At 66.1% G+C, this 26,146-nt stretch carries 24 protein-coding genes; 13 read left to right on the plus strand and 11 right to left on the minus strand.

What is annotated here, in order from left to right:
* Positions 1–1,538, minus strand: a 1,538-nt coding sequence (locus B3E91_RS05800; protein ID WP_287028684.1) for a diguanylate cyclase domain-containing protein, incomplete at its 3' end; no start/stop codon positions are given.
* A gap of 128 nt (positions 1,539–1,666) precedes the next feature.
* Between B3E91_RS05800 and prfB the strand changes: the two genes are divergently transcribed.
* The 6 genes from prfB to B3E91_RS05830 all read left to right on the plus strand — a co-directional run bounded on the left by prfB (position 1,667) and on the right by B3E91_RS05830 (position 7,478).
* A protein-coding gene (prfB, locus tag B3E91_RS05805; protein WP_139210702.1) for a peptide chain release factor 2 occupies positions 1,667–2,762 on the plus strand; the annotation gives its coding sequence in 2 pieces (ribosomal slippage) (positions 1,667–1,738 and positions 1,740–2,762; 1,095 coding nt in all).
* Between the two features lie 149 nt (positions 2,763–2,911).
* A complete protein-coding gene (gene lysS, locus B3E91_RS05810; protein ID WP_287028685.1) occupies positions 2,912–4,417 on the plus strand; it encodes a lysine--tRNA ligase in 1,506 nt (501 codons plus the stop codon).
* Positions 4,418–4,660: 243 nt separating this feature from the next.
* Positions 4,661–5,212 carry a hypothetical protein gene (locus B3E91_RS05815; protein ID WP_287028686.1) on the plus strand — a complete coding sequence of 184 codons (552 nt, stop codon included), beginning with the start codon at positions 4,661–4,663 and terminating at the stop codon, positions 5,210–5,212.
* A gap of 7 nt (positions 5,213–5,219) precedes the next feature.
* A complete protein-coding gene (locus tag B3E91_RS05820) occupies positions 5,220–6,515 on the plus strand; it encodes a flavohemoglobin expression-modulating QEGLA motif protein (protein WP_090227570.1) in 1,296 nt (431 codons plus the stop codon).
* Positions 6,516–6,654: 139 nt separating this feature from the next.
* Positions 6,655–6,978 (plus strand): hypothetical protein, encoded by a 324-nt coding sequence (locus tag B3E91_RS05825; protein WP_090227569.1) that lies wholly within the window; start codon positions 6,655–6,657, stop codon positions 6,976–6,978.
* The gene (locus tag B3E91_RS05830) at positions 6,975–7,478 is read left to right on the plus strand and encodes an O-acetyl-ADP-ribose deacetylase (protein ID WP_287028687.1); all 504 of its coding nucleotides are present in this window, start codon (positions 6,975–6,977) and stop codon (positions 7,476–7,478) included. The genes B3E91_RS05825 and B3E91_RS05830 overlap by 4 nt, the downstream gene beginning before the upstream one ends.
* On the opposite strand, the gene B3E91_RS05835 is transcribed toward B3E91_RS05830, so the two are convergent.
* The gene (locus tag B3E91_RS05835; RefSeq protein WP_287028688.1) at positions 7,454–8,206 is read right to left on the minus strand and encodes a phosphatase PAP2 family protein; all 753 of its coding nucleotides are present in this window, start codon (positions 8,204–8,206) and stop codon (positions 7,454–7,456) included. The two genes, B3E91_RS05830 and B3E91_RS05835, sit on opposite strands and share 25 nt — an antisense overlap.
* 14 nt (positions 8,207–8,220) lie before the next feature.
* A complete protein-coding gene (locus tag B3E91_RS05840) occupies positions 8,221–10,182 on the minus strand; it encodes an LTA synthase family protein (RefSeq protein WP_273231415.1) in 1,962 nt (653 codons plus the stop codon).
* Positions 10,183–10,343: 161 nt separating this feature from the next.
* On the opposite strand from B3E91_RS05840, the gene B3E91_RS05845 reads away from it, so the two are divergent.
* From B3E91_RS05845 to B3E91_RS05865, 5 genes are all read left to right on the plus strand, one after another.
* On the plus strand, positions 10,344–11,027 hold the full coding sequence (locus tag B3E91_RS05845) for a response regulator transcription factor (RefSeq protein ID WP_090227559.1): 684 nt from the start codon (positions 10,344–10,346) through the stop codon (positions 11,025–11,027).
* Positions 11,017–12,306, plus strand: a complete 1,290-nt coding sequence (locus B3E91_RS05850) for a sensor histidine kinase (RefSeq protein ID WP_090227556.1) — start codon at positions 11,017–11,019, stop codon at positions 12,304–12,306. Before B3E91_RS05845 ends, B3E91_RS05850 begins: the two co-directional genes overlap by 11 nt.
* 82 nt (positions 12,307–12,388) lie before the next feature.
* Positions 12,389–13,078 (plus strand): class I SAM-dependent methyltransferase, encoded by a 690-nt coding sequence (locus B3E91_RS05855; protein WP_287028689.1) that lies wholly within the window; start codon positions 12,389–12,391, stop codon positions 13,076–13,078.
* Positions 13,079–13,089: 11 nt separating this feature from the next.
* Positions 13,090–13,800, plus strand: coding sequence for a lipopolysaccharide kinase InaA family protein (locus B3E91_RS05860; protein ID WP_287028707.1), 711 nt, complete (start codon positions 13,090–13,092; stop codon positions 13,798–13,800).
* Positions 13,800–14,030, plus strand: coding sequence for a hypothetical protein (locus B3E91_RS05865; protein ID WP_090227552.1), 231 nt, complete (start codon positions 13,800–13,802; stop codon positions 14,028–14,030). Before B3E91_RS05860 ends, B3E91_RS05865 begins: the two co-directional genes overlap by 1 nt.
* A 39-nt stretch (positions 14,031–14,069) precedes the next feature.
* On the opposite strand, the gene B3E91_RS05870 is transcribed toward B3E91_RS05865, so the two are convergent.
* The 7 genes from B3E91_RS05870 to B3E91_RS05900 all read right to left on the minus strand — a co-directional run bounded on the left by B3E91_RS05870 (position 14,070) and on the right by B3E91_RS05900 (position 23,388).
* Positions 14,070–15,161 (minus strand): DUF1513 domain-containing protein, encoded by a 1,092-nt coding sequence (locus B3E91_RS05870; RefSeq protein WP_287028690.1) that lies wholly within the window; start codon positions 15,159–15,161, stop codon positions 14,070–14,072.
* Between the two features lie 16 nt (positions 15,162–15,177).
* Positions 15,178–16,239, minus strand: a complete 1,062-nt coding sequence (locus B3E91_RS05875) for an imelysin family protein (protein ID WP_287028691.1) — start codon at positions 16,237–16,239, stop codon at positions 15,178–15,180.
* Between the two features lie 12 nt (positions 16,240–16,251).
* Positions 16,252–17,664 (minus strand): di-heme oxidoredictase family protein, encoded by a 1,413-nt coding sequence (locus B3E91_RS05880; protein WP_287028692.1) that lies wholly within the window; start codon positions 17,662–17,664, stop codon positions 16,252–16,254.
* 154 nt (positions 17,665–17,818) lie between these two features.
* Positions 17,819–19,177: an imelysin family protein gene (locus B3E91_RS05885; protein ID WP_287028693.1), complete on the minus strand. Its 1,359-nt coding sequence runs from the start codon at positions 19,175–19,177 to the stop codon at positions 17,819–17,821.
* A 360-nt stretch (positions 19,178–19,537) separates the two neighbouring features.
* The gene (locus B3E91_RS05890; RefSeq protein ID WP_287028694.1) at positions 19,538–21,601 is read right to left on the minus strand and encodes a putative bifunctional diguanylate cyclase/phosphodiesterase; all 2,064 of its coding nucleotides are present in this window, start codon (positions 21,599–21,601) and stop codon (positions 19,538–19,540) included.
* A gap of 347 nt (positions 21,602–21,948) precedes the next feature.
* On the minus strand, positions 21,949–22,530 hold the full coding sequence (locus B3E91_RS05895; RefSeq protein ID WP_090227537.1) for a superoxide dismutase: 582 nt from the start codon (positions 22,528–22,530) through the stop codon (positions 21,949–21,951).
* A gap of 249 nt (positions 22,531–22,779) precedes the next feature.
* A complete protein-coding gene (locus B3E91_RS05900) occupies positions 22,780–23,388 on the minus strand; it encodes a LysE/ArgO family amino acid transporter (RefSeq protein ID WP_287028695.1) in 609 nt (202 codons plus the stop codon).
* 97 nt (positions 23,389–23,485) lie between these two features.
* Between B3E91_RS05900 and B3E91_RS05905 the strand changes: the two genes are divergently transcribed.
* Together B3E91_RS05905 and B3E91_RS05910 are read left to right on the plus strand one after the other, a co-directional pair.
* A complete protein-coding gene (locus tag B3E91_RS05905) occupies positions 23,486–24,382 on the plus strand; it encodes a LysR family transcriptional regulator ArgP (protein WP_287028696.1) in 897 nt (298 codons plus the stop codon).
* 79 nt (positions 24,383–24,461) lie between these two features.
* Positions 24,462–25,451, plus strand: coding sequence for an NAD-dependent epimerase/dehydratase family protein (locus B3E91_RS05910; RefSeq protein WP_287028697.1), 990 nt, complete (start codon positions 24,462–24,464; stop codon positions 25,449–25,451).
* Between the two features lie 2 nt (positions 25,452–25,453).
* Here B3E91_RS05910 and B3E91_RS05915 read toward each other — a convergent pair whose 3' ends face one another.
* Positions 25,454–25,717 carry a hypothetical protein gene (locus B3E91_RS05915; protein ID WP_090227526.1) on the minus strand — a complete coding sequence of 88 codons (264 nt, stop codon included), beginning with the start codon at positions 25,715–25,717 and terminating at the stop codon, positions 25,454–25,456.
* Positions 25,718–26,146 lie beyond the last annotated feature (429 nt).

The following is a 26,146-nucleotide window of genomic DNA, read 5'->3' on the forward strand; positions in this document are numbered from 1 at the left end:
GCCTGTTCGATCCCTTCGGCGTCCAGCGGCCAGAGCGCTCCGCCGATGCTGCAGCCCACCTGGGCCTGCTGGCTTTCCAGCAGGAAGGGCTCGCGCAGGGCGCGTAGCGCGCGGGCGGCGATCTGCTCGCTCTGCATCGGCGCATCCTCCTTCGACACCTTGAGCACCATCAGGAATTCGTCACCGCCCAGGCGCGCCACCAGGTCGCCGTCGCGCAGGCAGGCGCGCAGGCGGATCGCCACCTCGCGCAGCAACTGGTCGCCGACGCCGTGGCCGAAGCGGTCGTTGATCGGCTTGAAACCGTCCAGGTCGAGGTAGAGCAGCGCCAGGGTGCCGTGCGCCTGCTGCTGGGCGTAGCGCAGGAACTTGTCCAGCGCCGCGCGGTTCGGCAGGCCGGTGAGGGGGTCGTGGTGGGCCAGGTTCTCCATCATCCCCAGTTCGCTTTTCTGCTGGGTCAGGCTCTCCACCATGCCGCGTATCGAATGGCTCAGCGACTGGATTTCGCGGCTGCCGCGGACTTCCGGAATGACCGCGATCTCGCCGGCGCTCAGGCGATCGGCGGCCGCGGCGATCTCGCGCAGCGGCCGGGTGTAATAGGTCGTCATCAGCCAGCCGATGGCGGCGAAGATCAGCGCCAGTCCGGCGCCCCAGACGAGGATGTCGCGGCCCATCTCGACGGCGGGCGCGTAGGCCAGGTCGACCTGCTGGCGGGTCACCACCGTCCAGCCGAGGCCGCGGTAATCGCCGTTGCCGCGGCTGCGGGCGAAGCCGGTGAGGTAGAGGCGCTCGTCCGACCACTCCTGCACCGACCAGAAGTTGTCCCGCTTGTCGGCCAGCGCCGGCAGGTCGAGGCGCTCGCCGATCATGTCCTTCGGGCCAAGCAGCACGCGGCGGTCACTGGACAGTACGAGGAACTCCACCTGGTTGCGCTCCTGCTGCGGCAGCATCAGCGAGCGCCGCACCTCGTCGGCCCAGGCCCAGGACAGGTGCGTGGCGAGCACACCGATGACCTGGCCGCCCGGGGCGCTCACCGGAAGGGCGATGTCGACGAACTTCATCGCTTCGCCGGTTGGGTTGGGCAGCAGCTTGGCGAGCAGCACCGCTTCGTGGACGTCGCCGACGAAGCGTCCCTTGACGCCTTCGCTGAACACCGGGCGCTGGGCGATGTTGGCGCCTTCCAGCACGCCGCCGGTGGCGGCCAGGACGTTGCCCTGGGCGTCCATGTAGCCGGTCCAGGCGACGCTCTGGAACTGTGACTTCATGCGGTCGAGCAGGGCGCGGATCTGCCCCAGGTCTTCGGGTTCGCGCAGCGTGTTGAGCGAGGCGAGGACATCGAGCATCCGCGCCCGGTTGGCCATGTCGCGGTCCAGGCGCTCGATCATCTGGTAGGACAGGTCGGCCAGTTGCTGGCCCACCTCCTGGCGGATGCGTTTGCTCGACTCGCTGTAGATGGCGCCGCCGAGCAACAGGCAGAGGGTGACGGCGAGCAGTGCGATGAGCAGGGCGAAGCGGCTACGCAGACTACGGGTTGCGTGCATGGCGCTGGGGTCCCTATCAGAGGCCTGGACGTGGCCGGCGAGTATGCCCCAGCGTGTGCTGCCAGGTCAGCAGGAGTCGCGTATACTCGCCGGCTTTTCCGAAGTTTTGCCTGTGAGTGATGCCCGCCATGGAAATCAACCCGATCCTTAACAGCATCAAAGATTTGCACGAACGCTCCCAAACCATTCGGGGGTATCTTTGACTACGATCAGAAGAATGAACGCCTGACCGAAGTCAACCGCGAGCTGGAAGATCCGGCCGTCTGGAACAACCCCGAATACGCGCAGAACCTGGGCCGCGAGCGCGCGCAACTGGCGCTGATCGTCGAGACCCTGGACGAGATGGAAAGCGGGCTGGCGGATTCCCGCGACCTGCTGGAAATGGCGGCCGAAGAGGGCGACCAGAGCGCCGTCGACGACGTCGCGGTGGAAGTCGAACGCCTGCGCGGGATTCTCGAGAAGCTCGAATTCCGTCGCATGTTCAGCGGCGAGATGGACCCGAACAACGCCTACCTGGACATCCAGGCCGGCTCGGGCGGCACCGAGGCCCAGGACTGGGCGAACATGCTCCTGCGCATGTACCTGCGCTGGGCCGACAAGCGCGGCTTCGACGCGGAAATCGTCGAACTCTCCGAAGGCGAGGTCGCCGGCATCAAGAGCGCCACCGTGCACATCAAGGGCGAGTACGCGTTCGGCTGGCTGCGCACCGAGATCGGCGTGCACAGGCTGGTGCGCAAGAGCCCGTTCGACTCCGGCAACCGTCGCCACACCTCGTTTTCCGCGGTGTTCGCCTCGCCGGAAATCGACGACAACATCGATATCGACATCAACCCGGCCGACCTGCGCATCGATACCTACCGCTCGTCCGGCGCCGGCGGCCAGCACGTGAACACCACCGACTCCGCGGTGCGCATCACCCACGTGCCGACCAACACTGTCGTGCAGTGCCAGAACCAGCGTTCCCAGCACGCCAACAAGGACACCGCGATGAAGATGTTGCGGGCCAAGTTGTACGAGCTGGAAATGATGAAACGCAACGCCGCCGCCCAGGCGCTGGAGGAAACCAAGTCGGATATCGGCTGGGGCCACCAGATTCGTTCCTACGTCCTCGATCAGTCGCGGATCAAGGACCTGCGGACCAACATCGAGCGCAGCGACTGCGACAAGGTGCTGGACGGCGACATCGACGAATACCTCGAGGCCAGCCTGAAGCAGGGGCTGTAAACGCCCCTGTCCCCGTGGGTGGGCCGGACTCGCTGGCCCGCTTCGATAACCCCAGCAGAGTGGCCGGCGATCCGTCACGGCCGCCGCGCGACAGATGTGCTAACCCGTTTCGACACAGGCACGCGCCTAACCAGGAACCACCGAAGACCATGAGCGAACAACCGCTGAACGAGCATGCCCAGCATGAGGAAGAGAACAAGCTGATCGCCCAGCGCAAGGAAAAACTTGCCGCGCTGCGCGAAGCCCAGCCGATTCCCTTCCCCAACGACTTCCGCCGCGACAGCCTCTGCGACGTGTTGCAGAAGCAGTACGCCGACAAGACCAAGGAAGAGCTGGAAGCCGCCGGCATCAAGGTCAAGGTGGCTGGTCGCATCGTGCTCAACCGCGGCGCCTTCATGGTGCTGCAGGACAGCAGCGGCCGCCTGCAGGTCTACGTCGATCGCAAGACGCTGCCCGCGGAAACCCTCGAAGCGGTGAAGAGCTGGGACCTGGGCGACATCGTCGCCGCCGAGGGCACCCTGGCGCGCAGCGGCAAGGGCGACCTGTACGTCTACATGGACAGCGTGCGCCTGCTGACCAAGTCGCTGCGCCCGCTGCCGGACAAGCACCACGGCCTCACCGACACCGAGCAGCGCTACCGCCAGCGCTATGTCGACCTGATCGTCAACGAGGAAGTGCGCCAGACCTTCCGCGTGCGCTCGCAGGTGATCGCGCACATCCGCAAGTTCCTCGCCGAACGCGATTTCCTCGAAGTGGAAACGCCGATGCTGCAGACCATCCCCGGCGGCGCCGCGGCCAAGCCGTTCGAGACCCACCACAACGCGCTGGACATGCCGATGTTCCTGCGCATCGCCCCGGAGCTGTACCTCAAGCGCCTGGTGGTCGGTGGCTTCGAGAAGGTCTTCGAGATCAACCGCAACTTCCGTAACGAAGGCGTTTCGACCCGGCACAACCCCGAGTTCACCATGCTCGAGTTCTACCAGGCCTACGCCGACTACGAAGACAACATGGACCTGACCGAGGAATTGTTCCGCGAACTGGCCCAGCTGGTTCTGGGGACCACCGACGTGCCTTATGGCGACAAGGTGTTCCACTTCGGCGAGCCGTTCGCGCGACTGTCGGTGTTCGACTCGATCCTCAAGTACAACCCGGAGATCAGCGCCGCCGATCTGCAGGACATCGACACCGCCCGCGCCATCGCCAAGAAGGCCGGCGCCAAGGTGCTCGGCTTCGAGGGCCTGGGCAAGCTGCAGGTGATGATTTTCGAGGAGCTGGTCGAGCACAAGCTGGAGCAGCCGCACTTCATCACCCAGTACCCGTTCGAGGTGTCGCCGCTGGCGCGCCGCAACGATGCCGATCCGAGCGTCACCGATCGCTTCGAGCTGTTCATCGGCGGCCGCGAGATCGCCAATGCCTACTCCGAGCTGAACGATGCCGAAGACCAGGCCGCGCGCTTCCACGCCCAAGTCGCGGACAAGGACGCCGGCGACGACGAGGCGATGCACTTCGACGCCGACTTCGTCCGCGCACTGGAATACGGCATGCCGCCGACCGCCGGTGAAGGCATCGGCATCGACCGCCTGGTGATGCTGCTGACCGACTCGCCGTCGATCCGCGACGTGATCCTGTTCCCGCACATGCGCCCGGAACTCTGATCGCTCCGCATTGAAAAAGCCGCCCGAGGGCGGCTTTTTCATGGGTTCCATCCCAGGCTGACGAACCGCTGGATTGCTTGGATGGCGGGTGCGAAAGCCCCATCGGCCTGACCCGCCCGCCAGGCCCGCAGCGCCACGGGGATTGACGCCCCGCGCCCCGGAATGGAAGATCCAACGGCTTTGCGGCTCGCTCCGCAGCGTCGGGCGGAGCCCGATGCGTCACCCATAAGAGGAAGATTCCCGATGATTCCCTGGCGCGCGCTGGTCGCGGTCACCTGTCTTCTGCTCGGCGGTTGCCTGGCGACCTTCAAGGACCCGATCCCGGCCAACGAGGCCGCGCCCATTCCGCTGCTCGGCGAATGGACGCGCAAGGACGAATGGGGCGTGCAGCAATTCCTCGACATCCGCCGCGCCGGCAGCAATCTGTACCAGGCGCGGGTCTATTCCGAGAGCGCGGACAACCTCGCGGGCGCCGACGAGTACGGCTTCACCGTTGCCCATCACGGTCGCCGCTGGTACCTCTCCGCCGGCCTGCCGAAGAAGCTCGGCGGCAATTTCGCCATCGGTGGTTTCGAGTTGACCGACAATGGCGAACTGCTGGTCTACACCCTCGACATCGAGCGCATCCTCCAGGATATCCAGGGCGGTGCGCTGCAGGGCCGGCGCGTGGAGACCGCGGAAGGCGACGGTGCGCTGATCGACAGCCCGTGGCCGGCGGTGTTCGCCTACCTGGACGATCCGGCCAACTCGGATGTCTTCGTCGAAGCGGCGCGCTACCAGCGCCTGGGGCAGTGAGGGAGCGATGAGCAACGGCAGCAACCTGGACGACTACCAGCGCATCGTTCGCGCCCTGTCCGACCGCATTGTCGAGGCTCAGGCGCCGATCCGCATTCTCGATGCGGTGAAGTGGGACGAGAGCATCCGCCAGGGCTTCCTCGACAACGGCTGCAAGCGCCTGCCGGCGGTGGACCGCGCCTATTACGAAGCGCGTCCGCTGGGCTTCGACGGCGCGGCGAAGAAGCTCGAGCTGCAGAACATCGAGCGCGACATCACCCGCCAGCTCGGCCAGTTCAACCCCGTCGGGCAGATCATGCGGCGCATGTGCAAGGAATACCGCATGGTGATCCGCATGCTGGAAGCGCGCGGCACCGCGGATTTCGGGCTGATTTCCCAGGAACTCTACGGCGCCGCCTCGGACGCCTTCCACGCCGGCGACCCGACCCTGGCCGACCTCGGCCTGATGCTCTCGGATTACCTGAACAACATCGACGGCCGCGGCGATCTCAAGGACGAGCCGAAGACACTGACCGCCAAGGAAGCCGTGACCATGTTGCAGCGCCGCCTGGACGAAGTGTTCGGTGCCGGCGAGGGCATCATCCGGGTGTTCGAATCCGACGGCATCGTCGCCGATGCGGCGGCCGGCGCCGACTACATCAAGGTCCGCACCGATGCGATGTTCAACGAGCGCGACGTGCGGGCGCTGGAGGTCCACGAAGGGCTGGTGCACGTCGGCACCACGCTGAACGGGCTGAACCAGCCGATCTGCACCTTCCTCTCCAAGGGCCCGCCGTCCTCGACGGTGACCCAGGAGGGACTGGCGATCCTCATGGAAGTGATCGCCTTCACCTCCTACCCGAGCCGCTTGCGCAAGCTGACCAACCGCACCCGCGCGATCCACATGGCCGAGGAGGGCGCGGATTTTCTGCAGATCTTCGAGTTCTTCCGCGAGCAGGGCTACAGCGAGGACTCCAGCTACGCCAACAGCAGCCGGGTGTTCCGCGGCTCGACCCCGGACGGGCTGCCGTTCACCAAGGACCTGTCGTATCTGAAGGGCTTCATCCTGATCTACAACTACATCCAGCTGGCGGTGCGCAAGGGCAAGCTGGAGCAGATTCCGCTGCTGTTCTGCGGCAAGACCACCCTGGAGGACATGCGCACCCTGCGCCAGCTGGTCGACGAGGGGCTTGTGGTGCCGCCGAAGTACCTGCCGCCGCAGTTCCGCGACCTTAACGCGCTGGCCGCCTGGATGTGCTTCTCCAACTTCCTCAACCACCTGAGCCTGGACCGCATCGAGGCGGACTACGCCAATATCCTCTAGCCGTTGCGCGGCGAACCGTCGCGCATAACCTTGATCGGTGCCAAGCGCCGACCGGGATTCCATGGCAGCATGCCCCGCTTTCCCATCGTGGCGGGTGCATGTCCCCGTCGCCCACAACCTCCGTTCCGAAGAAGTGACCATGAGCGAACGCAACCCCATTCCCCTGATCCTCACCGCCATCGGTAGCGTCGTCGGCACCGTCGCCGCGCTGTCGTACTACGGCTACCTGCACATCGCCAAGCCGGAGGACGCGCTGCTGCTGGCCGAGTTCACCATGCTCAAGACCGTTCCCGGCCAGGACTACAAGGTCTCGCTGACCCGCGCCGACCAGATAGCCCAGTGCATCGACGGCGTCCTCGTGCTGTTCGATACCCAGCAGCGCGGCCTGTCCGGCGTGCTGGTAAACGACCGCAAGCAGGCGGTGCGCTGCGTCGGCGAAGAGACCCCGCAGGCCACCCAGTGAACATCGAGGTCTGGCAGGGCGACATCACCACGCTGGATGTGGACGCCATCGTCAACGCGGCCAATTCCTCCCTGCTCGGCGGCGGTGGCGTTGACGGCGCGATCCACCGCGCCGCCGGCCCCGAACTGCTCGCCGCCTGCCGCCCGCTCGGTGGCTGCCCCACGGGTGAGGCGCGCATCACCCCCGGTTTCCGCCTGCCGGCACGCTACGTGATCCATACCGTCGGGCCGGTCTGGCACGGCGGCAGCCAGGGCGAGGCGCAACTGCTCGCGGCCTGCTACCACAACAGCCTGGCACTGGCCGAAGCCCACGGCCTGGACAGCATCGCCTTCCCGGCCATCAGCTGCGGCATCTACGGCTACCCGCTGGATGCCGCCGTGCGCATCGCGGTGGACGAGCTGCGTCGTCCGAGGGCGGACGGCAGCCCGTTGCGCCGGGCGATTCTGGTGGCCTTTTCCGCCGAGATGGCGATCCGCTACGGCGAACTGCTGGCGGCCTGATTGGGCAGTGGCGTGGCGATGCTGCCCTTCGGTGCCGGCTGGTAGAGCATCAGCACATAGCAGCCCAGGCAGATCAGCCAGTCGAAAACCGCCGTCCAGATGTTGTGCGAGAGAAAGTGCGCGCCCTGCATCATCCTCGCCAGCGACAGCGCGGTGCCCAGCGCGAAGGCACTGACCAGCGCCACTTTCGCCAGCCTCGGGCGCCTGTCGCGCAGCAGGAAGTACAGCGCGAAGAAGGTGAAGCCGCTGCTCGCATGTCCGCCCGGCCAGCAGCGACCTGGCTTCAGCGTCGGCGCGCGCGCGCCGAGCAGCGGGCTGTAGGTTTCGCCACCGCCGTAGCGGGTCAGGTCCCAGGGGCAATGCACGCCGGTGAGGGTTTTCAGGGGCGGCACGACGGCGGTCGACAGCCCCATCGCCAGCACCAGATAGCCCAGCGGCAACCGCCAGGCGGCCCAGCGGCGGTACACGAAGCTCAGTAGCAGGCCGGCGATCGACAGCACGCCGATCAGAATCACCGCCTGCTTGATGCGGTCATGGAACCAGTTCTCGAAGAACACGTTGTGGCGGGCGACGAAGCCTTCGTCGGGCAGGTAGAACAGGTCGGAAATGGCGAAGTCCAGGCGCGTCGGCTCGAAGATCAGCAACAGCGCGGCGATCGCCAGCGGAATCCCCAGGCTCGCCCAAAGGCCCAGCCGAGGCGAGTGGTGCGTTAACCTTTGCGTGGTCATGGATGCTCCTTCGATCAGCGCTGGCTGAGCCGGTCATTGCCGGCGGGCGAGGGTTGCCAGCCGAGCAACTGGTGGCGGAAATCGTGGCTGGCGGCCTGGTAGTAGGCGATGTCGCGCTGCAGCAGCGGGTCGTCGCTGGCCACGCTGCTCTCGCGGCTGGCACCGAGGGCATCGTCATGCCGACGCATCACCTGGCGCGGGCTGAGAATCGCCAGGTCGTGGCCATCGAACAGTCCCAGGTGCTGGTAGTTGCCCAGCAGCACGCGGGGCGGCGCGGCGTTCTCCTGCAGCAGATTGCGGCCGAAGAAGGTCGAGGTGTAGTCCATGTCGAGCAGACCGAGCAGGGTCGGGGCGATGTCGATCTGGCTGGCCAGCTCGGCGTTTTCGGCAGGCTTCACCCATTTCGGCGAGTAGATGAACAGCGGGATCTGGTAGTTGGCGACCGGCAGGTCTTCCATCCCGGCACTGCCCGCGCAGTGGTCGGCGACGAAGACGAACAGGGTGTCGTCGAACCAGGGTTTCTGCCGCGCCTTGGCGAGGAAATCGCCGATCGCCCAGTCGGTGTACTTCACGGCGCCCTCGCGGCCTTCGCCGGAGCGAATGTCGATACGCCCGTCCGGGTAGCTGTAGGGGCGATGGTTGGAGGTGGTCATCAGTTGCAGCAGGAACGGCTTGCCCTGCGCGTGATCGGCATCCGCCAGCTTCAGCGTCTGGGTGAACAGGTCCTCGTCGGCCATGCCCCAGGCGTTCTTGAAGTGGATGTCGGATTCGGCCACCGAACTCTGGTCGACGATGCGATAGCCGTTGCCGCCGAAGAAGGCGTTCATGTTGTCGAAATAGCCGCGTCCACCGTAGGCGAAGACGCTGTCGTAGCCCTGCGCGTCGAGCTGCTGGCCGAGGCTGGCGAAGCCGCTTTCCTTGCCGATGCGCTTGACGATGGAGCGTCCGGGCGTGGGCGGCACCGACAGCGTGATCGCCTCGAGGCCGCGGTCGGTGCGGGTTCCGGTGGCGTAGAAGTTGTTGAAGTAGAGGCTCTGTTGGCGCAGCGCATCGAGGTTCGGCGTGAGCCCGCGCTTGTCGCCGTTGCTGCCCAGGTACTTGGCGGAGAGGCTTTCGATGGTCACCAGCACCACGTTCAGCCGGCGTGGCTCGCCGGGGTTGTCGATGCGGCGGCGGATGTCCAGCGGGTCGCGGCCGACGAAGGTGGCATTCGGCTCGGCCACTTCCTCGCGCAGTCGCGCGGCTACCCGGGCCGCCGGCAGCTTGGCGTAGAACTGGTTGTAGTCGAGTTCGTTGCTGCGGAAGGCGGCGAAGAATTGGTACGGGCCGTTGCTCGCCAGTTCATGCTGATAGGCATTGCCGCCGACGCCGCGCGGGTGATCCTGATCCAGCAGCAGGCCGGCGAGCGTCGCGCACAGCCCGACCGCGGCGAGACCGCCCAGGCGCGCCCGCCAGCTCGGCAGCGGCGCGCTCCAGGCGCGGCGCAGCGGCGAGCGCAGCAGCAGGGTGGAAATCAGCGCGACGGCGGCGATGGCGCCCAGCAGCTTGCCGATCGGGTAGGACTCCCAGAGGTTGTGCAGCACTTCGTCGGAGTAGACCAGGTAGTCCACCGCGATGAAGTTGAAGCGCACGCCGAACTCGTCCCAGAACAGCCATTCGGCGACGGCGACGAAGAGCATGACGAACAGGCTGGCGCCGAGCAGCACGCCGAGCGTCGTGCGCCAACCGCCGCGCCGCCAGAGTCGGGGCGGGCAGAGCAACAGCAGCGCCGCCAGCGGCACGGCGGCGTAGGCGAGGAAGCCGAGGTCATAGAGCAGGCCGATGCCATACAGGCGCAACAGGCTGCCGGCGTCGCTGCCGGCTTCGCTCAGGTGGGCCACCAGCAGCAGGCTGCGGGTCAACAGGAACACGCTCAGCCAGAGGCCGAGGATCAGGGTCAGGTAGCGCAGGGGCGCCGAGCGCAGGAGGGTTCGCATCGCGATTTTTCCGGGGTTGGACGATGCGCGGCAGTCTGTTCCCGGATATGTCGCAGCCGGGTGAATCGGCGGTTAAAAATTCGTCAAAACGAAACGGTCTAGTCTTCCCCGTGCAATCATTCGCCACCGCCGCGCCGACTGGGCGCCCCTGAGGACAATCCATGCGCATCCTGCTGGTCGAAGACAACCGCGACATTCTGGGCAACATGCTCGACTACCTGAGTATCAAGGGCTACAGCGTGGACTGCGCCCAGGACGGGCTGTCCGGCCTGCACCTGGCCGCCACCGAGCACTACGACCTGATCGTGCTCGACATCATGCTGCCGGGGCTCGACGGCTACACGCTGTGCAAGCGCCTGCGCGAGGACGCCCGGCGCAACACGCCGGTGATCATGCTCACCGCCCGCGATCAACTGGACGACCGCCTGCAGGGGTTCAACTCCGGCGCCGACGACTACCTGATCAAGCCCTTCGCGCTGTCCGAACTGGCGGCGCGCATCGAAGCGGTGCTGCGCCGCGCCCAGGGCGGTGGACGCCGGCAACTGCAGGTGGCCGACCTGACCTTCGACCTGGACACCCTGGAAGTGGTCCGCGCCGGGAAGATGCTCAAGCTCAACCCCATCGGCCAGAAGCTGCTCACCGTGCTGATGCAGAAAAGCCCGCACGTGGTGCGCCGCGAGGTGCTCGAGGAAACCGTATGGGGCGATGACTGCCCGGACAGCGACAGCCTGCGCAGCCATGTGCACCAGTTGCGCCAGGTGATCGACAAACCGTTCGCCCGCGCGCTGATGCACACCGTGCATGGCATCGGCTATCGCCTGGCGGATGATGGCGATGGAGTATAAGCAGAGCCTCTCGCGACGTATCGTCATCGCGTTCGTCCTGGTGACCGCACTGGTCGCCGGCGCCTTCGCCATCGGTATCGTCAACGTCGTTCACGTGGTCGAGGAACGCCTGATCACCGGTGAGCTGGGCGGCGATCTGGACCGTCTGCTGCGCATGGATTCGGTCGAGTCGTGGCGTTCGCAGCCGGAGCCCGACCAGTTCTTCTACTACAGCGGCGGCGTCGGCGAGTTCGCCCTGCCCGAGGACGTCAAGCACCTGCCGCCGGGCTTCAACGAAGTCTTCCGCGGCGACATCTCCTACCACGTGTTCGTGCGTACCGTGGATGGCCGCAAATACGTGCTGATGCAGGACCAGCGTGGCTTCGAGGCGCGCGAGCAGGTGCTCTTCGCGGTGGTGCTGGTGGGCTTCCTGATCAGCCTGGCGCTGGGTGGGCTGCTCGGCTGGCTGCTCGCGCGGCGGGTGATGGCGCCGGTGATCCGCCTGGCGCGGCAGGTTCGTCATCGCGACCAGTTGCTGGTGCTCGCACCACCGCTGGCGCCGGATTACGCCGCCGACGAAGTCGGCGAAGTGGCGGCGGCGTTCGACGCCACGCTCGGCCTGCTGCGCGAGGCGTTGACCCGCGAACGACTGTTCACCAGCGACGTCAGCCATGAGCTGCGCACGCCGTTGATGGTGTTGGCGAGTTCCTGCGAGCTGCTGCTGGAAAACCCGGGCCTGGGCGAGCGCGGCCGGGCCCAGGTGCTGCGCATGTCGCGCGCCTGCGAGGAAATGCGCGAGCTGGTACACACCTTCCTGCTGCTGGCGCGTGCGCAGCCGGCCAACTCCAGCGAGGGGCAACTGGCCACGCTGATGGATGTGGCCAACGACCTGGTCGGGCAATGGCGCAGTGCGATCGAGGACAAGGGGCTGCGCTTCGAATACCACGTCAACGGCGCCCTGCCGATCGGCTACAACGCGCCCTTCCTGCGCGCGGTGCTGGGCAACCTGCTGCGCAACGCGCTGCACTACACCGACAACGGCTGGATCTGCCTGCAACTGCAGGCTACCGGCTTCTATGTCGAGGACAGCGGACATGGGATTCCCGAGGCACAGCGCGAGGCGGTGTTCGAGCCCTTCGTGCGGGGCGTCGAGCAGCGCGGCGACGGGCTCGGCCTGGGCCTCTCGCTGGTCAAGCGGATCTGCGAGAGCCAGGGCTGGAGCGTCAGCCTGTCGGCGGCGGAGTCGGGCGGCTGTCGTTTCCAGGTCACCCTGGGCGGAGAACTCGCAGCGGCGGTTTGACGCAATTTTCACATCGCCTTGACTCCCGGTTGACGGCTCGCTGGATAAGGTGCCGCCACCTTTCCCAGTAGTGGCCTTTCCCATGAGCGATACCGTCGATCTTGAGTTCTCCCACAAGTACGATCGCGAGCATGCCGAAGCCTATGGACGGAAACACGCCGACGGATTCTGGCGCACGCTCTCCCACAGACGCGACGAGCAACTGGCCCGCCGCGCCCTGCAGATCGCCGGCGAGCCGAGCCTGGTCCTCGACCTGCCGTGCGGCGCCGGGCGCTTCTGGCCGCTGCTCGCCGAGCGCCAGAACCGCGTGATCATCGGCGCCGACAATTCCGCGGACATGCTGAAGGTGGCCATGCAGCGCCAGCCAGAATCGGTCACCCGACGCGTGCAGACGCTGCAGACCTCGGCCTTCGCCATCAACCTGCCGGACAATTCGGTGGACAGCATCTTCTGCATGCGCCTGCTGCACCACGTCGGCAACGCGGCGGACCGGCAGAAGATGCTCAGCGAGTGCCACCGCGTGACTCGCGACAGCCTGATCGTTTCGCTGTGGGTGGATGGCAACTACAAGTCCTGGCGGCGCAAGCGCCTGGAGCAGCGCCGGCAACTGGGCGCCGACGATGCGGACTTCCAGAACCGTTTCGTGATTCCCGCGCAAACCATCGAACAGGAGTTCGACGACGCCGGTTTCAGCATCCAGCGTCACCTGGATTTCCTGCCGCTGTACGCGATGTGGCGCGTCTACGTTCTGCGCAAGGACATGTGGGCATGAACTGCCTCGAGATGCCGACGCCGGACCTTCCGCCGCCCGCGCCACCCCTCGACACCTTCGATGCCTGGTGGCAGCGCCAGGGTGACTGGGTCGAGCAACCCAACCAGCGGCGGGGCGGGGAAAGCGGCGTACAGCGGTTGCAGGAGATGGACCGCGTGCTCTATGCAAAGCGCCAGGTTGGCCATCTGTATCGCAGCCTGCGTTATCCGCTCGGCCGGCCCACGGTGCTGCGCGAGCACGATGCGCTGCGCCGCATGACCGACCTGGGCGTGCGCGTGCCGAATGTCGTGCACTGCTCCACCTCGTTCAGCGCCGATACCGGCTGGCGCGGACTGCTGGTCACCGAGTCGCTCGACGGTTTCCAGGACCTCGATGCCTGGTATGCCGGCGGTGCGCGCGAGCGTTACGACGAACGTCTGCACGAGCAACTGTTGCACCAACTGGCGGCCACCCTGGCGCGCATGCACCGCGCGCGCTGGCAGCATGGCTGCATGTATGGAAAGCACGTGTTCGTGCGGGTCAATGGGGAGGGCGCCGACGCGCGCGCCGAGGTGGCGCTGCTCGATCTGGAAAAAAGCCGCCGCCGGCTGACCCGGAGCCATGCCGCGCAGCACGACCTGCGACAGCTGAGGCGCCATTCGTCGTTCAGTGCCGCCGAATGGGCGAAGCTGATCTACGTTTACCGAGCAGCGTTCGGTAGGCCAATCAAAGGGTTGCAGTGATGAGACTAGAAATCGCTCGAGGTCTGTTTCTCTGCGCGGCGCTGGGCGTCGCCTCCCTGGCCGTAGCGTCCTGGACGGAGCCCGCGCCGAAGGTGATCAGCGGGCTTCCGAGCCTGGCGAAGAATTGCCCGATGCCGGGCAACCTGCGGGCGAAGGTCCAGCCGCAACCCGACGAAGACCTGCTGTTGCTGATGTTCAGCCTGGCCCAGGGCCTGCGCGCACCCAGCTGATCGAACCGGCGCCTCCGCGATGAAGGCGCCGTAGGTGCGTTACGCCACGTGCAGGTGGTTGTCCCAGAGCCCGCTGGGCAGTTCCAGCGGCCGAACCTCGATGGCGCCGGCGCGGCAGTCGTAGTGGCGGCAGCGCCCCTGGCCGGACGTGACCACGAAACCCTGTTCCACCGCGGCGACGCCCGCGCAGTCGGGCAGCGGTGCATCCAGGCGCAACGCGCCGCTGTCCAGGTCCCAGACGAAGAAACGGTTGCCGCGGGGCGCGGTCAGCGCGACCAGGCGCATGGCGTCGTTGATCGCCACGCTGGCGGTGTACTGCGCCATCGCCTGGCGTTGCGGCTCCTCGACCGGGAACGGCATGAACGCCTCGCCGGGACGCTTGATCGCCAGCAGCGCGGCGCGGTCGTGGCTGGCGCCCATGTACTGCTGGCAGGCGACGATGGTGCCGTCCGCGGCGATCGCCAGGTGACGCACGCTGTTCATCTGTTCGGGGAGCGTTTCGTGGCTGATCAGGCTGCCGTCGCGGCGCATCAGGACCAGGCTCGGCTCCATCGCATCGAGGTTCATCTCGACACGGCTTTCGGCCTCGGTGCGGATGCCTCCATTGGCGACGACCAGGGTTTCCCCGTCAGGCATCCATGACACCTCATGCGGGCCCAACCCGTGGGTCGAAAGCTCGCCCGTATGAACCAGCCGTTCGCCGTCGAAACGGTAGACCCCGAGCAGTCCCCGCCCCGGGTCGCGGGTGTCGTTCTCGGTGGCGTAGAGCCACTCGCCGTCCTTGTGGAACACGCCATGACCGTAGAAATGCCGGTCGGCGTTGGACTTCAGCGTCTGCAGCAGACGGCCGTCGCGCAGGTCGATCAGGTAGCTCTCGGTGCCCGGCCGGCGCGCCACGAAAAGCGCCAGTGGCTTGCCCGGATGCTGGACGATGGCGTGACAGCGCAGGCCGACCCGCGTGACGAACGCCGGGCTGCCGTCGAGGCGGTAGCCGACCGCGTAATGGCCACCGTCGGCATCGTCGCGAGCGGACAGCAGCAGCGGCTGGGCGGTCTGCCGATTGAACTTCCACTCAACCGAGGTAACGGCCTTGAGCAGTGCATTGCCGAGGTTCTGTACGTGGCGCAGCATCGTCGACTCTCCTGAATCAGTCCCCGTCGTTGGCGTTGAAGCCGAGCTGCACGCCCAGCACGCGGGCGAGTTCCAGCTCGTGCAGCCGGTGGACCACGTTCAGGCTGTCGTAGAAGGCGTTCAGCTGGGCGCGGCCCTGGTCGGTCTTCAGCAAGTCGTCCAGCGGCGGCTGCAGCGCGGCCATCTGCCGGCGGCTGTCGGCATAGGCGGCGTCGATCTTGTCGATGAGGTCCTTGTGCTCGCTGCCGATCAGGGCTTTCAGACCTTTGCCGTCGACGCCCGACCAGACGTGTTCGGCGCTTTCCAGGCTCGCCGCCAGGTTCGACAGGGAAGCATGACTGCGCCAGGCCTCGGCCTGGAACGGCTGGGGAATGCCCTTGGTCTGCCGGCCGAGCGGGGCGCCGAGTTTCTTCTTCAGCGAATCCAGGGCGGTGACCTGGACGCGCAGCAGGTCGGAAATGGCTTCCTTGGACTCGGCATAGCGCGCGTTGGGGAATTTGCTCATCTGCGCGAGCATGCCGTCGTTCTTCTGCCAGCCGGCTAGGATCTGTTCGGAGAGCGCCTGCTGGTGCGCGCCGATGGCTTCCAGCAGCGGGCAGTAGCGGGCCTTCTGCTTGGCGTCGGCGAGGTCCAGGCCGCTGTCGAAGAGCACGTACTCGTAGGCGCTGAGGCCCTGCACGACGATGCTGGACTTGGCCAGGCTTTCACCGGTCAGCGGAGTGTCGGACTTGACCAACTGCTCGACCTGGCGGGCGACCAGGTTCTTCTTGTCCGGCCAGAACTGCACCTGCCAGGCCTGGTTGCCTTCGGCCAGCGGGCCGATCAGCAGCGGTTGCAGTTCGGCCCAGGCCTTCTGCGCCCGGAGGAAGGCCTCGCGGGCCTGTGCTAGGTCCTGCTTGCCTTCACAGAAGGCCAACGCGCTGGCGGCCAGTTGCTTGTCGGCCTCGGCCCAGCGGCTGTAGGTCGGCAGGATGACCTGCTGGGCGATGGCGGCACTGGTGGCGGCCTGCTGGTCCTGCGGAGAGCAGGCTCCCAGCGCGATGGCGAGGCCTGTCAGGAGAAGTCGGGGGCGAAACATCTGCGCTCCTTTTCAGAGGGAATTCAGGAAAGCCAGCAACGCGGTGCGTTGCTCGGCATCGAAAGCGAGTACCTGCTGCTTGGCCGGTTCGGCTTCGCCGCCGTGCCAGAGAATGGCTTCGAGAAGGTTACGCGCGCGGCCGTCGTGAAGGAACTGGGTATGTCCGGTCACCGCCTCGCTGAGGCCGATTCCCCACAGCGGAGCGGTCCGCCATTCGCTGCCGCTGGCCTGGAACTCGCCGCGGTGATCGGCGAGGCCTTCGCCCATGTCGTGCAACAGCAGGTCGCTGTAGGGGCGGATCACCTGGTTCGCCAGCTCGGGTTCGGCGGCGTCGGCGCGGGTCTTGAACTGCGGCGTGTGGCATTGCTGGCAGCCGGCCTGGAAGAACGCCGATTTGCCGGCCAGGACCTGTGCGGCGTCGACATCGCGGCGCGCCGGAACGGCCAGGTTGCGCGAGTAGAAGACGACCTTGGACAGGATGTTGTCGCTGACTTCCGGGGCGCCGCCATTCACGGCATTCAGGCAGTCGACCTGGCTCGGCGTGCAGTCGTCGTGCGGCAGGAGCGACGTGGTCAGGCCCATGTCGCCGGAGAAGGCGTGCGCGCTTTGCTGCTCGATGGTCGGCTGGCCGGCTTTCCAGCCGAAGCGGCCGAGCACGGTTTCACCCTTGCGCATGTCCCAGACGCGGTTGGGGCGCCCGGATATGCCGTTGCCGTCGCGATCCTCCGGATCGGCGTTGGCGAGGATGTCCGCTTCGGGAATCGCCTCGAGCAGGCCGAGGCCGATCATCGGCGGTGCGACGCGGGCCGAGGTCATGGTCTGCGGATGCATGGGGCCGTAGTTGAGGTCGCTCAGGCGCAGGGTCGGCTTGCGCAGTTCGACCACGCTGCCGTCGGCGACGGTCACCGGCAGCGGGCTGTAGTCGACGCGGATCTTGCCTTCGGGAGCGACTCCGGGAATCGCCATGTCCTGGAACTGCCCGCCATAGGTCGGCTCGGGGACCACGCCCAGGTGTTCGAGGACCTTGGCATCGGCCGGGCTGGCGGGAATCGACAGGCGTACCAGCATGGAGACCGCGTGCACCGCGTTCTCGCCGGGCGGCTGGCCGCGGCCGTCGCGGACATGGCAGTTCTGGCAGGCATTGGTATTGAACAGTGGCCCCAGACCGTCACGCGCTGTGGTGGCAGTGGGGGCGGTGACCCAGGGGTTGCGGAAGAAGCTGTTGCCGACGCTGAAATCGAGGCTGCGGGTGTTGGACAGGTTGGCCGAGGGCATCGCGAAGGCGTTGCGGTCGGTCTGGAACACGGTGGTGGCGCCGCCGGAGAGGGCTTCGCCGGGCTCGGCCTGGGTGAAGCGGGGTTTGTCGTCGCAAGCGCTGATGAGCAGTGCCAGAAACAGCGGTGACAGGCGGAGCAGCGGGAGCATCGAGAATGTCCTGAACGAGGCGGCGAGCAAGCTTAGCAGGGCACCTGGTCGTGAATAAGAGAGATTTTCGTTTGCACGCGGGACGAAGTGTCGCGCCGGAAAAGACGGATGCGCCCGAAAGCGCATCCGTTGTGTTGCCTGGCGATGCGCTCGATCAGAACTCGTGATCGGCGTTATCCGGCTTCAGGTCGCTGATGCCCAGCTTGGCGGCGGCCTGCTCGATGGCACCGGTCTGCTTGACCAGTGCGGCGATGGCGTCGCGAACGATCTGCTGGCCCTTGGCATTGTCGGCGGCGATCAGTTGGTCGAAATGGACGTTGTCCTTCTCGGCGCTGTCGACCATCGCCTGCAGCTTGGCTTCGGTGTCCTGGAGGTCGGCCTTGACGGTGTTGTCCGTCTCCGCGTCGGCCTTGGCGACCAGGGAAGACAGGCTGGCGCCGGTCAGCGTGGTGCCGTCGACTCGCTTGTACTCGCCGAGGTACACGTTGCGGATGCCCTTGCCGTTGTAGAAGTGCGAGTTGTGCGTGTTGTCGCTGAAGCAGTCGTGCTCGTCTTCGGTGGAGTTGGCTTCCAGCGCGACCTTCATGCGTTCGCCGGCCAGTTCGCCGAGGGACAGGCTGCCCATGCCGAAGAGCATCTTGCGCAGGCCGTTCTCGACCGGTTCGGCTTCCAGGGTGGCGCGGTAGTTGTCGGCGACGCCCGCTTTCCACTGGCCGGACATCTCTTCCAGGTCGCTGACCAGCAGGTCGGTCGCGGCTTTCAGGTAGGCACGACGACGGTCGTTGTGGCCGCCGGTGGCGCCTTCGCCGGTCAGGTAATCGCTGGCCGGACGCTCGCCGGCGCCCGGGCCGGTACCGTTCAGGTCCTGGCCCCAGAGGAGGAACTCGATGGCGTGGTAGCCGGTGGCGACGTTGGCTTCGGAACCGCCCAGCTCGTTCAGGCTGGCGAGTTTCTCACCGGTGATTTCGCTGACGTCGATCTTGTCTTCGCCGACCTGGATCTCGGTGTTGGCGATGATATTGGCGGTGGCGGCCGGGTTGCCCAGCGCGGACTGGGTGTCCTTGGCGACGTAATCGATCAGGCCTTCGTCCAGCGGCCAGGCGTTCACCTGACCTTCCCAGTCGTCGACGATGGTATTGCCGAAGCGGAAGACTTCGCTCTGCATGTACGGGACGCGAGCGGCCAGCCAGGCTTTCTTGGCGGCGTCCTGGGTCGCGGTGCTCGGGTTGGCGAGGAAGGCGTCGACGGCTTTCTGCAGGTTCTGCGCGGTGCTCAGGGCGTCGTCGAAGACGGCGGAGGCCATGTCCGCATAGTGAACGATCACCTGCTTGGCGGCGGCTTCGTCGACCTTGGCCGCACTGGCTGCAGCCGGGGCACTGCTGGCGGCCGGAGCGGCGGCGGGAGCAGGAGCGCTGGCGTGTTGCGCAGGTGCTTTTTCCTTGTCATCGCCACAGCCGGCGATGGAAATGGCAATGGCCAGGAGGCTGGCGGCAGCCAGGGGCTTACGAATCATGTGCGGGTTCCTTTGCATCTGGGTGATGGAGCGATGTGAAGGGTGGAAAACCGCCACATAATGCGAAAGATTTTCATTGTTGAAAAGTGTTCTGTCGCATTTAACCTGCGCAGCGAAGCCGCAGTTCCGGTTGTTTCGATCCCGTGGAAGGAATGCCGAGACGGGTAAGCGTCCTGCGCCGCAGGCGCGAGCGACAGCGGCAAGACTGCGGTTGGGAGGTGCCTGAATGCGCCTTCAGCGAGGCTCGGCCGCACCTAGCCGGAATGCCTGATCGATCCCGAGTGGCGCGAAGGTCCGCCGCCATTGGCGGCGCTGACGGCGGCTGAGCTGCGTCGCTTCGCTCGAAGCGAGCGGCGGCGCTCAGTTGTGGGTGGGCACGGGCGTGTGGTTAAGACGCTTCGACTGGCGCAGGTACTGGCCCAGTTCGCGGGCCGACAGCGGCTTGCTGTAGAGGTAGCCCTGACCCTCGTGGCAGCCCTGGGCGATGATGTACGCCTCCTGCTCCACGGTCTCCACGCCCTCGGCGATCACCTGCATGCCGAGGCTCTTGCCGAGCTGGATGATGGCGCGAACGATGGTGGCGTCGTCCTCGTCTTCCAGCAGGTCCTGAACGAAGCTCTTGTCGATCTTGATCTTGTCCAGCGGGAGGCTTTTCAGATAGCTCAACGACGAATAGCCGGTACCGAAGTCGTCGATGGCGATCAGCGCGCCGGAGCGGCGCAGGCTGAGCAGATGCTGCGCGGCGGTGGTGATGTCTTCCATCAGGCCGGTTTCGGTGACCTCCAGCTCCAGGCTGCGCGGCGGCAGGCGATAGACCTGCATCAGGTTGTTGACCACCCGCGGCAACTCGGCGTGGTGCAACTGCACGGTGGACAGATTGACCGCCATGCGCAGTTCGCTGAAACCCTGGTCATGCCATTCGCGCAGTTGGCGGCAGGCCTGGTCGAGCACCCACTCGCCGATCGGAATGATGGTGCCGTTCTGTTCCGCCAGCGGAATGAACAGGTCCGGCGGGACGAAGCCGTGTTGCGGATGCTGCCAGCGCAGCAGCGCTTCGACCCCGGTGACGCGATGGTTGCGGTAATCCACCTGGGGTTGATAGACCACGTGCAGCTGTTCCAGCGCCAGCGCGTCGCGCAGGTCTTTCTCGAGCTCGCGGCGTCTGCGCATCTCGCTGTCGACGCTGGCGATGTAGAACTGATAGCGATTGCGCGAGCGGCTTTTCGCCAGGGTCATCGTCTGTTCGGCTTTCTGCAGCAGCTTCTCGGTGCTGTCGCCGTCTTCCGGGAACAGGGTGATGCCGATGGTGGCGCGCAGCAGGACGGACTGTTCGTCCAGCGGGAAGGGCAGTTCGAGGTCGTCGAGAATGCTCTGCGCCAGCTCCGCCGCTTCGTAGGGCTGTTCGATGTCGGCCTGGACCAGGGCGAACTGGTCGCCGCCCAGCCGCGCCAGGGTGCCGAGCCGTCCGCTGTGGCTGCGCAGGCGGTCGGCCAGAGCCAGCAGCAGGTGGTCGCCGGTCTGGTAGCTGAACTGTTCGTTGATTCCCTTGAAGTCGTCCAGGCCGACGCAGAGCACCGCCACCCGACGTTGCCGGCGTCCGGCGTCCTCGAGGATCTGGTCCAGCTGGCCCTGCAGCTGCTGGCGATTCGGCAGCCCGGTGAGGAAGTCGTACTGGGACATGCGCAACAGGCTGTTTTCCGCCTCATGGCGCAGGTTGGTGTTGCGTTCGATCGAGGAGAGCAGCTCGTTGGCGGTGTGAATCCACAGGCCCAGTTCGTTCTTCTCATTGCCCTTGAGCATCGGCAGCTTGTGCTGGCTGGGGCGGTCCGGATTGATGTTGGTGAGGTGCTCGATGATTTTCGACAGCGGCTTGGTCAACAGCCAGTGGTAGACCAGGTACAGCGCCAGGCCCATCGCCAGCGCGCGCAGCACGCCGGAGACGAAGATGATCACCGAGTTGGTGACGAAGCTCTCGCCGTAGGGCGCGGTATCCAGGGTAATGCTGAGGTCGCCGTAGTACTCGCTGTAGGGCGCGCGGCCGACCAGGCGGGTGCTGAAGGTCTGTTCCTTGCCGAGGATCGGGTCGGTGAGCATCCGCGTCGGCGTGTCGAGCAGGCCGCGCTCGCGTTCGGCGAGCATCGGCTCTGTGGGGTTGCCGATGGAGGCGACGCGCACGGCTTCGTGCTGGAACAGGCCTTCGATCAACTGCATGCCCATCTCGCGGTCGAGACTGTAGACCGCTTGTGTCGATGGATCGCGAAACATCGCCAGGATGCGCTGGGCATCGCTGGTGATGGTCTGTCGGGTCTTGTAGACGTCGAACACGATCTGCGCGCAGCTGAGCACCACGCCTACCACGAGCGCTGCCAGCAGCACCACTCGGAGCAACTTCAACGACAAGCTGTTCTTGAGTTCCAGCTTCAAAAGGGGGATTCCTTATGTATGCCAAATCGTCCGACAAAGCGGAGTATTGGCAATCGCGCTGTGGCAGTCAAAGGGCCAGCATCGGCTAACAGGATTTTTTGCGCAGGTGCGCATTTTCGGAGCAGTCGAATCCCGGGCTAAGCCACGATGCGCACTTTGTCGGTGCGCATCCGAGGGACTTGAGGACCATTCGGCGGTTTGGAGAATGCCCGGATGGGCGGTTCCCCCACATGCTCCAGCTCGTCCAAGGAAGCAGAGAATACTTCCGCCGCGTTAGCGGCAGGCAAAGCCGCGGAAAAGAAAAAACCCGGCCGAGGCCGGGTTTTCCCATGGTGCGGAACAGCGGGTCAGGCGGCGTAGTTCTTCGCCACGAAGTCCCAGTTGACCAGGTTCCAGAACGCCTCGACGAATTTCGGGCGCAGATTGCGGTAATCGATGTAGTAGGCGTGTTCCCATACGTCGCAGGTCAGCAGCGGGGTGTCGCCGGAGGTGAGGGGGTTGCCGGCGCCACCGGTGCTGACGATGGCCAGCGAGCCGTCGGCCTTCTTCACCAGCCAGCCCCAGCCGGAGCCGAAGGTGGCGATGGTGGTCTTGGCGAACTCTTCCTTGAACTTGTCGAACGAGCCGAAGGCGGCGTCGATGGCGCTAGCCAGTTCACCGGTCGGCTGGCCGCCGGCATTCGGAGCCAGGCAGTTCCAGAAGAAGGTGTGGTTCCAGACCTGAGCGGCGTTGTTGAAGATGCCGCCGGACGAGGTCTTGATGATGGTTTCCAGGTCCTTGCCTTCGAACTCGGTGCCAGGAACCAGGTTGTTCAGGTTCACCACGTAGGTGTTGTGGTGTTTGTCGTGATGGTATTCCAGCGTCTCGGCGGACATGTGCGGCTCGAGGGCGGTTTTTTCGTAAGGCAGCGGCGGCAATTCGAAAGCCATTTTTATCTCCTTGATTCATCAGGTCAGGTCGTTTGCGGCAGGCGCCAGGCCGTCACGGTCGGCCAGCAATGCGGCTGGAGCTTGCTACTCCTACTTGCCGCGAAGCCTGGATCATAGCACCGGGCAACCCCCTAAACCACGCAACAAACGTAGGGGGAAACCCGCTGCCAGGGCCTCTGGACAGGCACTTCTGACAGGCTGCTCGGGAGGGCGCCCGATTCATCGTGGACCCCGGCTGGCGCCAGGCGTTCATTGCGGAGGATTGAAAATCAGCTGCGCCGCGATGCTGAACATCATCGCCGCCACGGCCAGGTCGAGGACCCGCCAGGTCGCCGGTCGTGCCAGCCAGGGCGCCAGCCAGGCCGCACCGGCCGCCAGTGCGCAGAACCACAGCAGCGAGGCGCTCGCTGCGCCCATGGCGAAGGCGCCGGGCACCGGCTGCTGTGCACCGAGCGAGCCGATCAGCAGCACCGTATCCAGGTAGACGTGCGGGTTGAGCAGGGTCACCGCCAGCGTCGCCAGCAGCACTGCCTTGAGCGGCCGGCGGGTGTTGGCCGCGCTCTGCTCCAACGCCTGAGGACGCACGGCGCGGTGCAGCGCCTGGCTGCCATAGAAGAGCAGGAAGGCCGCACCACCCCAGCGCGCGACCGCGAGCAGCGACTGGCTTTCCACCAGCAGGCGCGCCAGGCCGAACACGCCGGTACAGATCAGCAACGCATCGCAGAGGATGCAGAGCAGGGCGACCGGCCAGTGATGCTCACGGCGCAGGCCCTGGGCCAGCACGAAGGCATTCTGCGCACCGATGGCGAGGATCAGGCCGGCGCACATCAGCAGTCCGTTCAAGTAGCTCTGCCACATCGCATTGTCCTTGGTTGGGGAGGAAGAGGTGGCGAGTCTGTGAGCGACGAGGGTATAAGGAAAACGAATTATGCTAATCCATCATTAGGAAATTCGATTGTTCGATTACAAACTTCTGGCCGCGCTCGCCGCGGTGGTGGAACAGAACGGTTTCGAACGCGCCGCGCAATTGCTCGGCCTCTCGCAGTCGGCGGTGTCGCAACGCATCAAGCTGCTCGAGGCGCGTGTCGGTCAGCCGGTGCTGGTGCGCGCGGTGCCGCCGCGCCCCACGGAGGTGGGGCGGCGCCTGCTCAACCATGTGCAGCAGGTGCGCCTGCTCGAGCGCGACGTGCAGGGCCAGGTGCCGGGTCTTGCCGAAGGAGGCGGAGCCGAGCGCCTGCGCATCTCGATCAACGCCGACAGCCTGGCCACCTGGTGGGCCGACGCCGTGGCCTCGTTCTGCGCCGAGCACCGTCTGCTGCTCGAGCATGTGGTGGAGGATCAGGATGTCGGCCTCAAGCGCATGCGCGTGGGCGAGGTGGCGGCCTGTGTGTGCGCCACCGAGCGTCCGGTGGCGGGCGCGCGCAGCGTCGCGCTGGGCGCCATGCGCTATCGCGCGGTGGCCAGCCCGGCGTTCATCGCGCGGCATTTCCCCCAGGGAGGCGGCGCCGCCGAACTGGCTCGCGCGCCGGCGATCGTCTTCGGTCCGGACGATTCGCTGCAGCATCGCTACCTGGCGGGGCTCGGCGTGGAAGGCAGCTTCAACTATCACCTGTGCCCGTCGTCCGAAGGGTTCCTGCGGCTGACCTCCAGCGGGCTGGGCTGGGGCATGGTGCCGGAGCTGCAGGTGCGTGAACTGCTGGATGACGGCCGGGTTCGCGAACTGGTGCCGGGACGTCCGGTGGACGTGCCGATGTACTGGCACCACTGGCACAACGGCGGGCCGCTGCTCGGCGAGCTGACGCGCCAGCTGTGCCGGGTGGCTGAACGGGTGCTGGTCCCGCGAACCGACTGACGGACTGTCGTCATGCCGGCCTACCGGCCTTATCCTGCGACGCGGTGCCGGCCGTTATCGGCAGGCTGAGGAGCAATAGATGAAGATTCTGGTGACGGGTGCGAGCGGGTTCATCGGCGGGCGCTTTGCCCGCTTCGCCTTGGAGCAGGGGCTGGCGGTGCGGATCAACGCGCGCCGCGCGGAGGCGGTCGCGCCGCTGATCGCGCGGGGCGCGGAGTTCATCCCGGGTGATCTGGCCGACCCACAGCTGGCGCGCGCGCTCTGTGCGGACGTCGAGGCGGTGGTGCATTGCGCCGGCGCGGTCGGCACCTGGGGACGCTACGAGGATTTCTACCGGGGCAACGTCACGCTCACCGAGAACGTCGTCGAAGCCTGCCTGAAGCAGCGCGTGCGGCGCCTGGTGCACCTGTCTTCGCCCTCGATCGGCTTCGACGGGCATTCGCATCTCAACCTGAGCGAGGACGAGATTCCGCGGCGCTTCTCCGATCACTACGGCAAGACCAAGTACCTCGCCGAGCAGAAGGTCTTCGGCGCCGAGGAGTTCGGCCTGGAGGTGCTGGCGCTGCGCCCGCGACTGGTCACCGGGGCGGGCGACAACAGCGTGTTTCCCCGGCTGATCGAGATGCAGCGTCGGCGGCGGCTGGCGATCATCGGCAATGGCCTCAACCTGGCCGATTTCACCAGCATGCAGAACCTCAACGAAGCGCTGCTCAGCGCCTTGCTGGCCGCCGGGCCGGCGTTGGGCAAGGTGTACAACATCAGCAACGGCGCGCCGCTGCCGTTATGGGACGTGGTGAATTACGTGTTGCGGCGACTGGAGTTGCCACCGGTGACGCGGCATGTCGCCTATCCGCTGGCCTACGCCGCCGCCACGCTCAACGAGACGGTCTGCCGGCTGCTGCCGGGTCGGCCGCAGCCCGCGCTGTTCCGCCTGGGCGTGGCGGTGATGGCGAAGGATTACACGCTGGACATCGGCCGGGCGCGGCGGTACCTGGATTACCAGCCGAAAACCAGCCTGTGGACGGCGCTTGACGAGTTCTGCGAGGAATGGCGCCGGACGCCGGGCTGATTTCAGCCGCGCAGCGGGCCGGCGTAGCGGGTGTATTTTTCGATCAGTTGTTCTTCGGTCAACTCGGGTGCTTTCAGCCGCACGCCGGTCAGGCTGCTGAGCTGTTCGCCCATGGCGCGGGTGTCCTCGTTGGTCGATTCCTGGCAAGCGAGCAGCATCGCCGTGATCGCATCGGTCTGGCTCAGGCGAATGTCCACCGCCTGTTCGTCACGCAGGCGGCGCCGCAGCTTCTGCATGCAGTCCACCATGGTCTTGGTCAGTTCCATTTCGCTTCCCCCGTTGGTTGAAACTCTCGAACTGCTCCCCTCGATCAGCCCGACAGGATTCACTCATGCCCCGAAGCAGCGCCGGCGAAACGCCCGGGCTGCGTCCCCCGGTCATTTAGCAAAGGGCGTACCAGATCACCCATCAACGTGTTTCCTGGCGTTGCGGCCATGGCGGCCTAGTGCCACTGCACCCCGGCAGAGCATTTTGCCTCTCGATGCTCAGCGCTGAAGCAGCGATCGTGAACCGGTATACTGCGCGCCTCGCAAACCGGCGACAGAAGGCGACCCATGCGCAACGATGCTCTCGACGAACTGGACAACGTGCCCAGCCTGACCACCAGCGCGCGCGACCGCGACGATTTCGCCCGCGATGTCGATCCCGAGCCGGTGCGCTACGGCAACCAGCGCCCGGCCAAGGCGCCGCGCAGC

The sequence above is a fragment of the Pseudomonas sp. UBA6310 genome (assembly GCF_002438225.1).
Classification (GTDB): Bacteria; Pseudomonadota; Gammaproteobacteria; order Pseudomonadales; family Pseudomonadaceae; genus Pseudomonas_O; species Pseudomonas_O kuykendallii.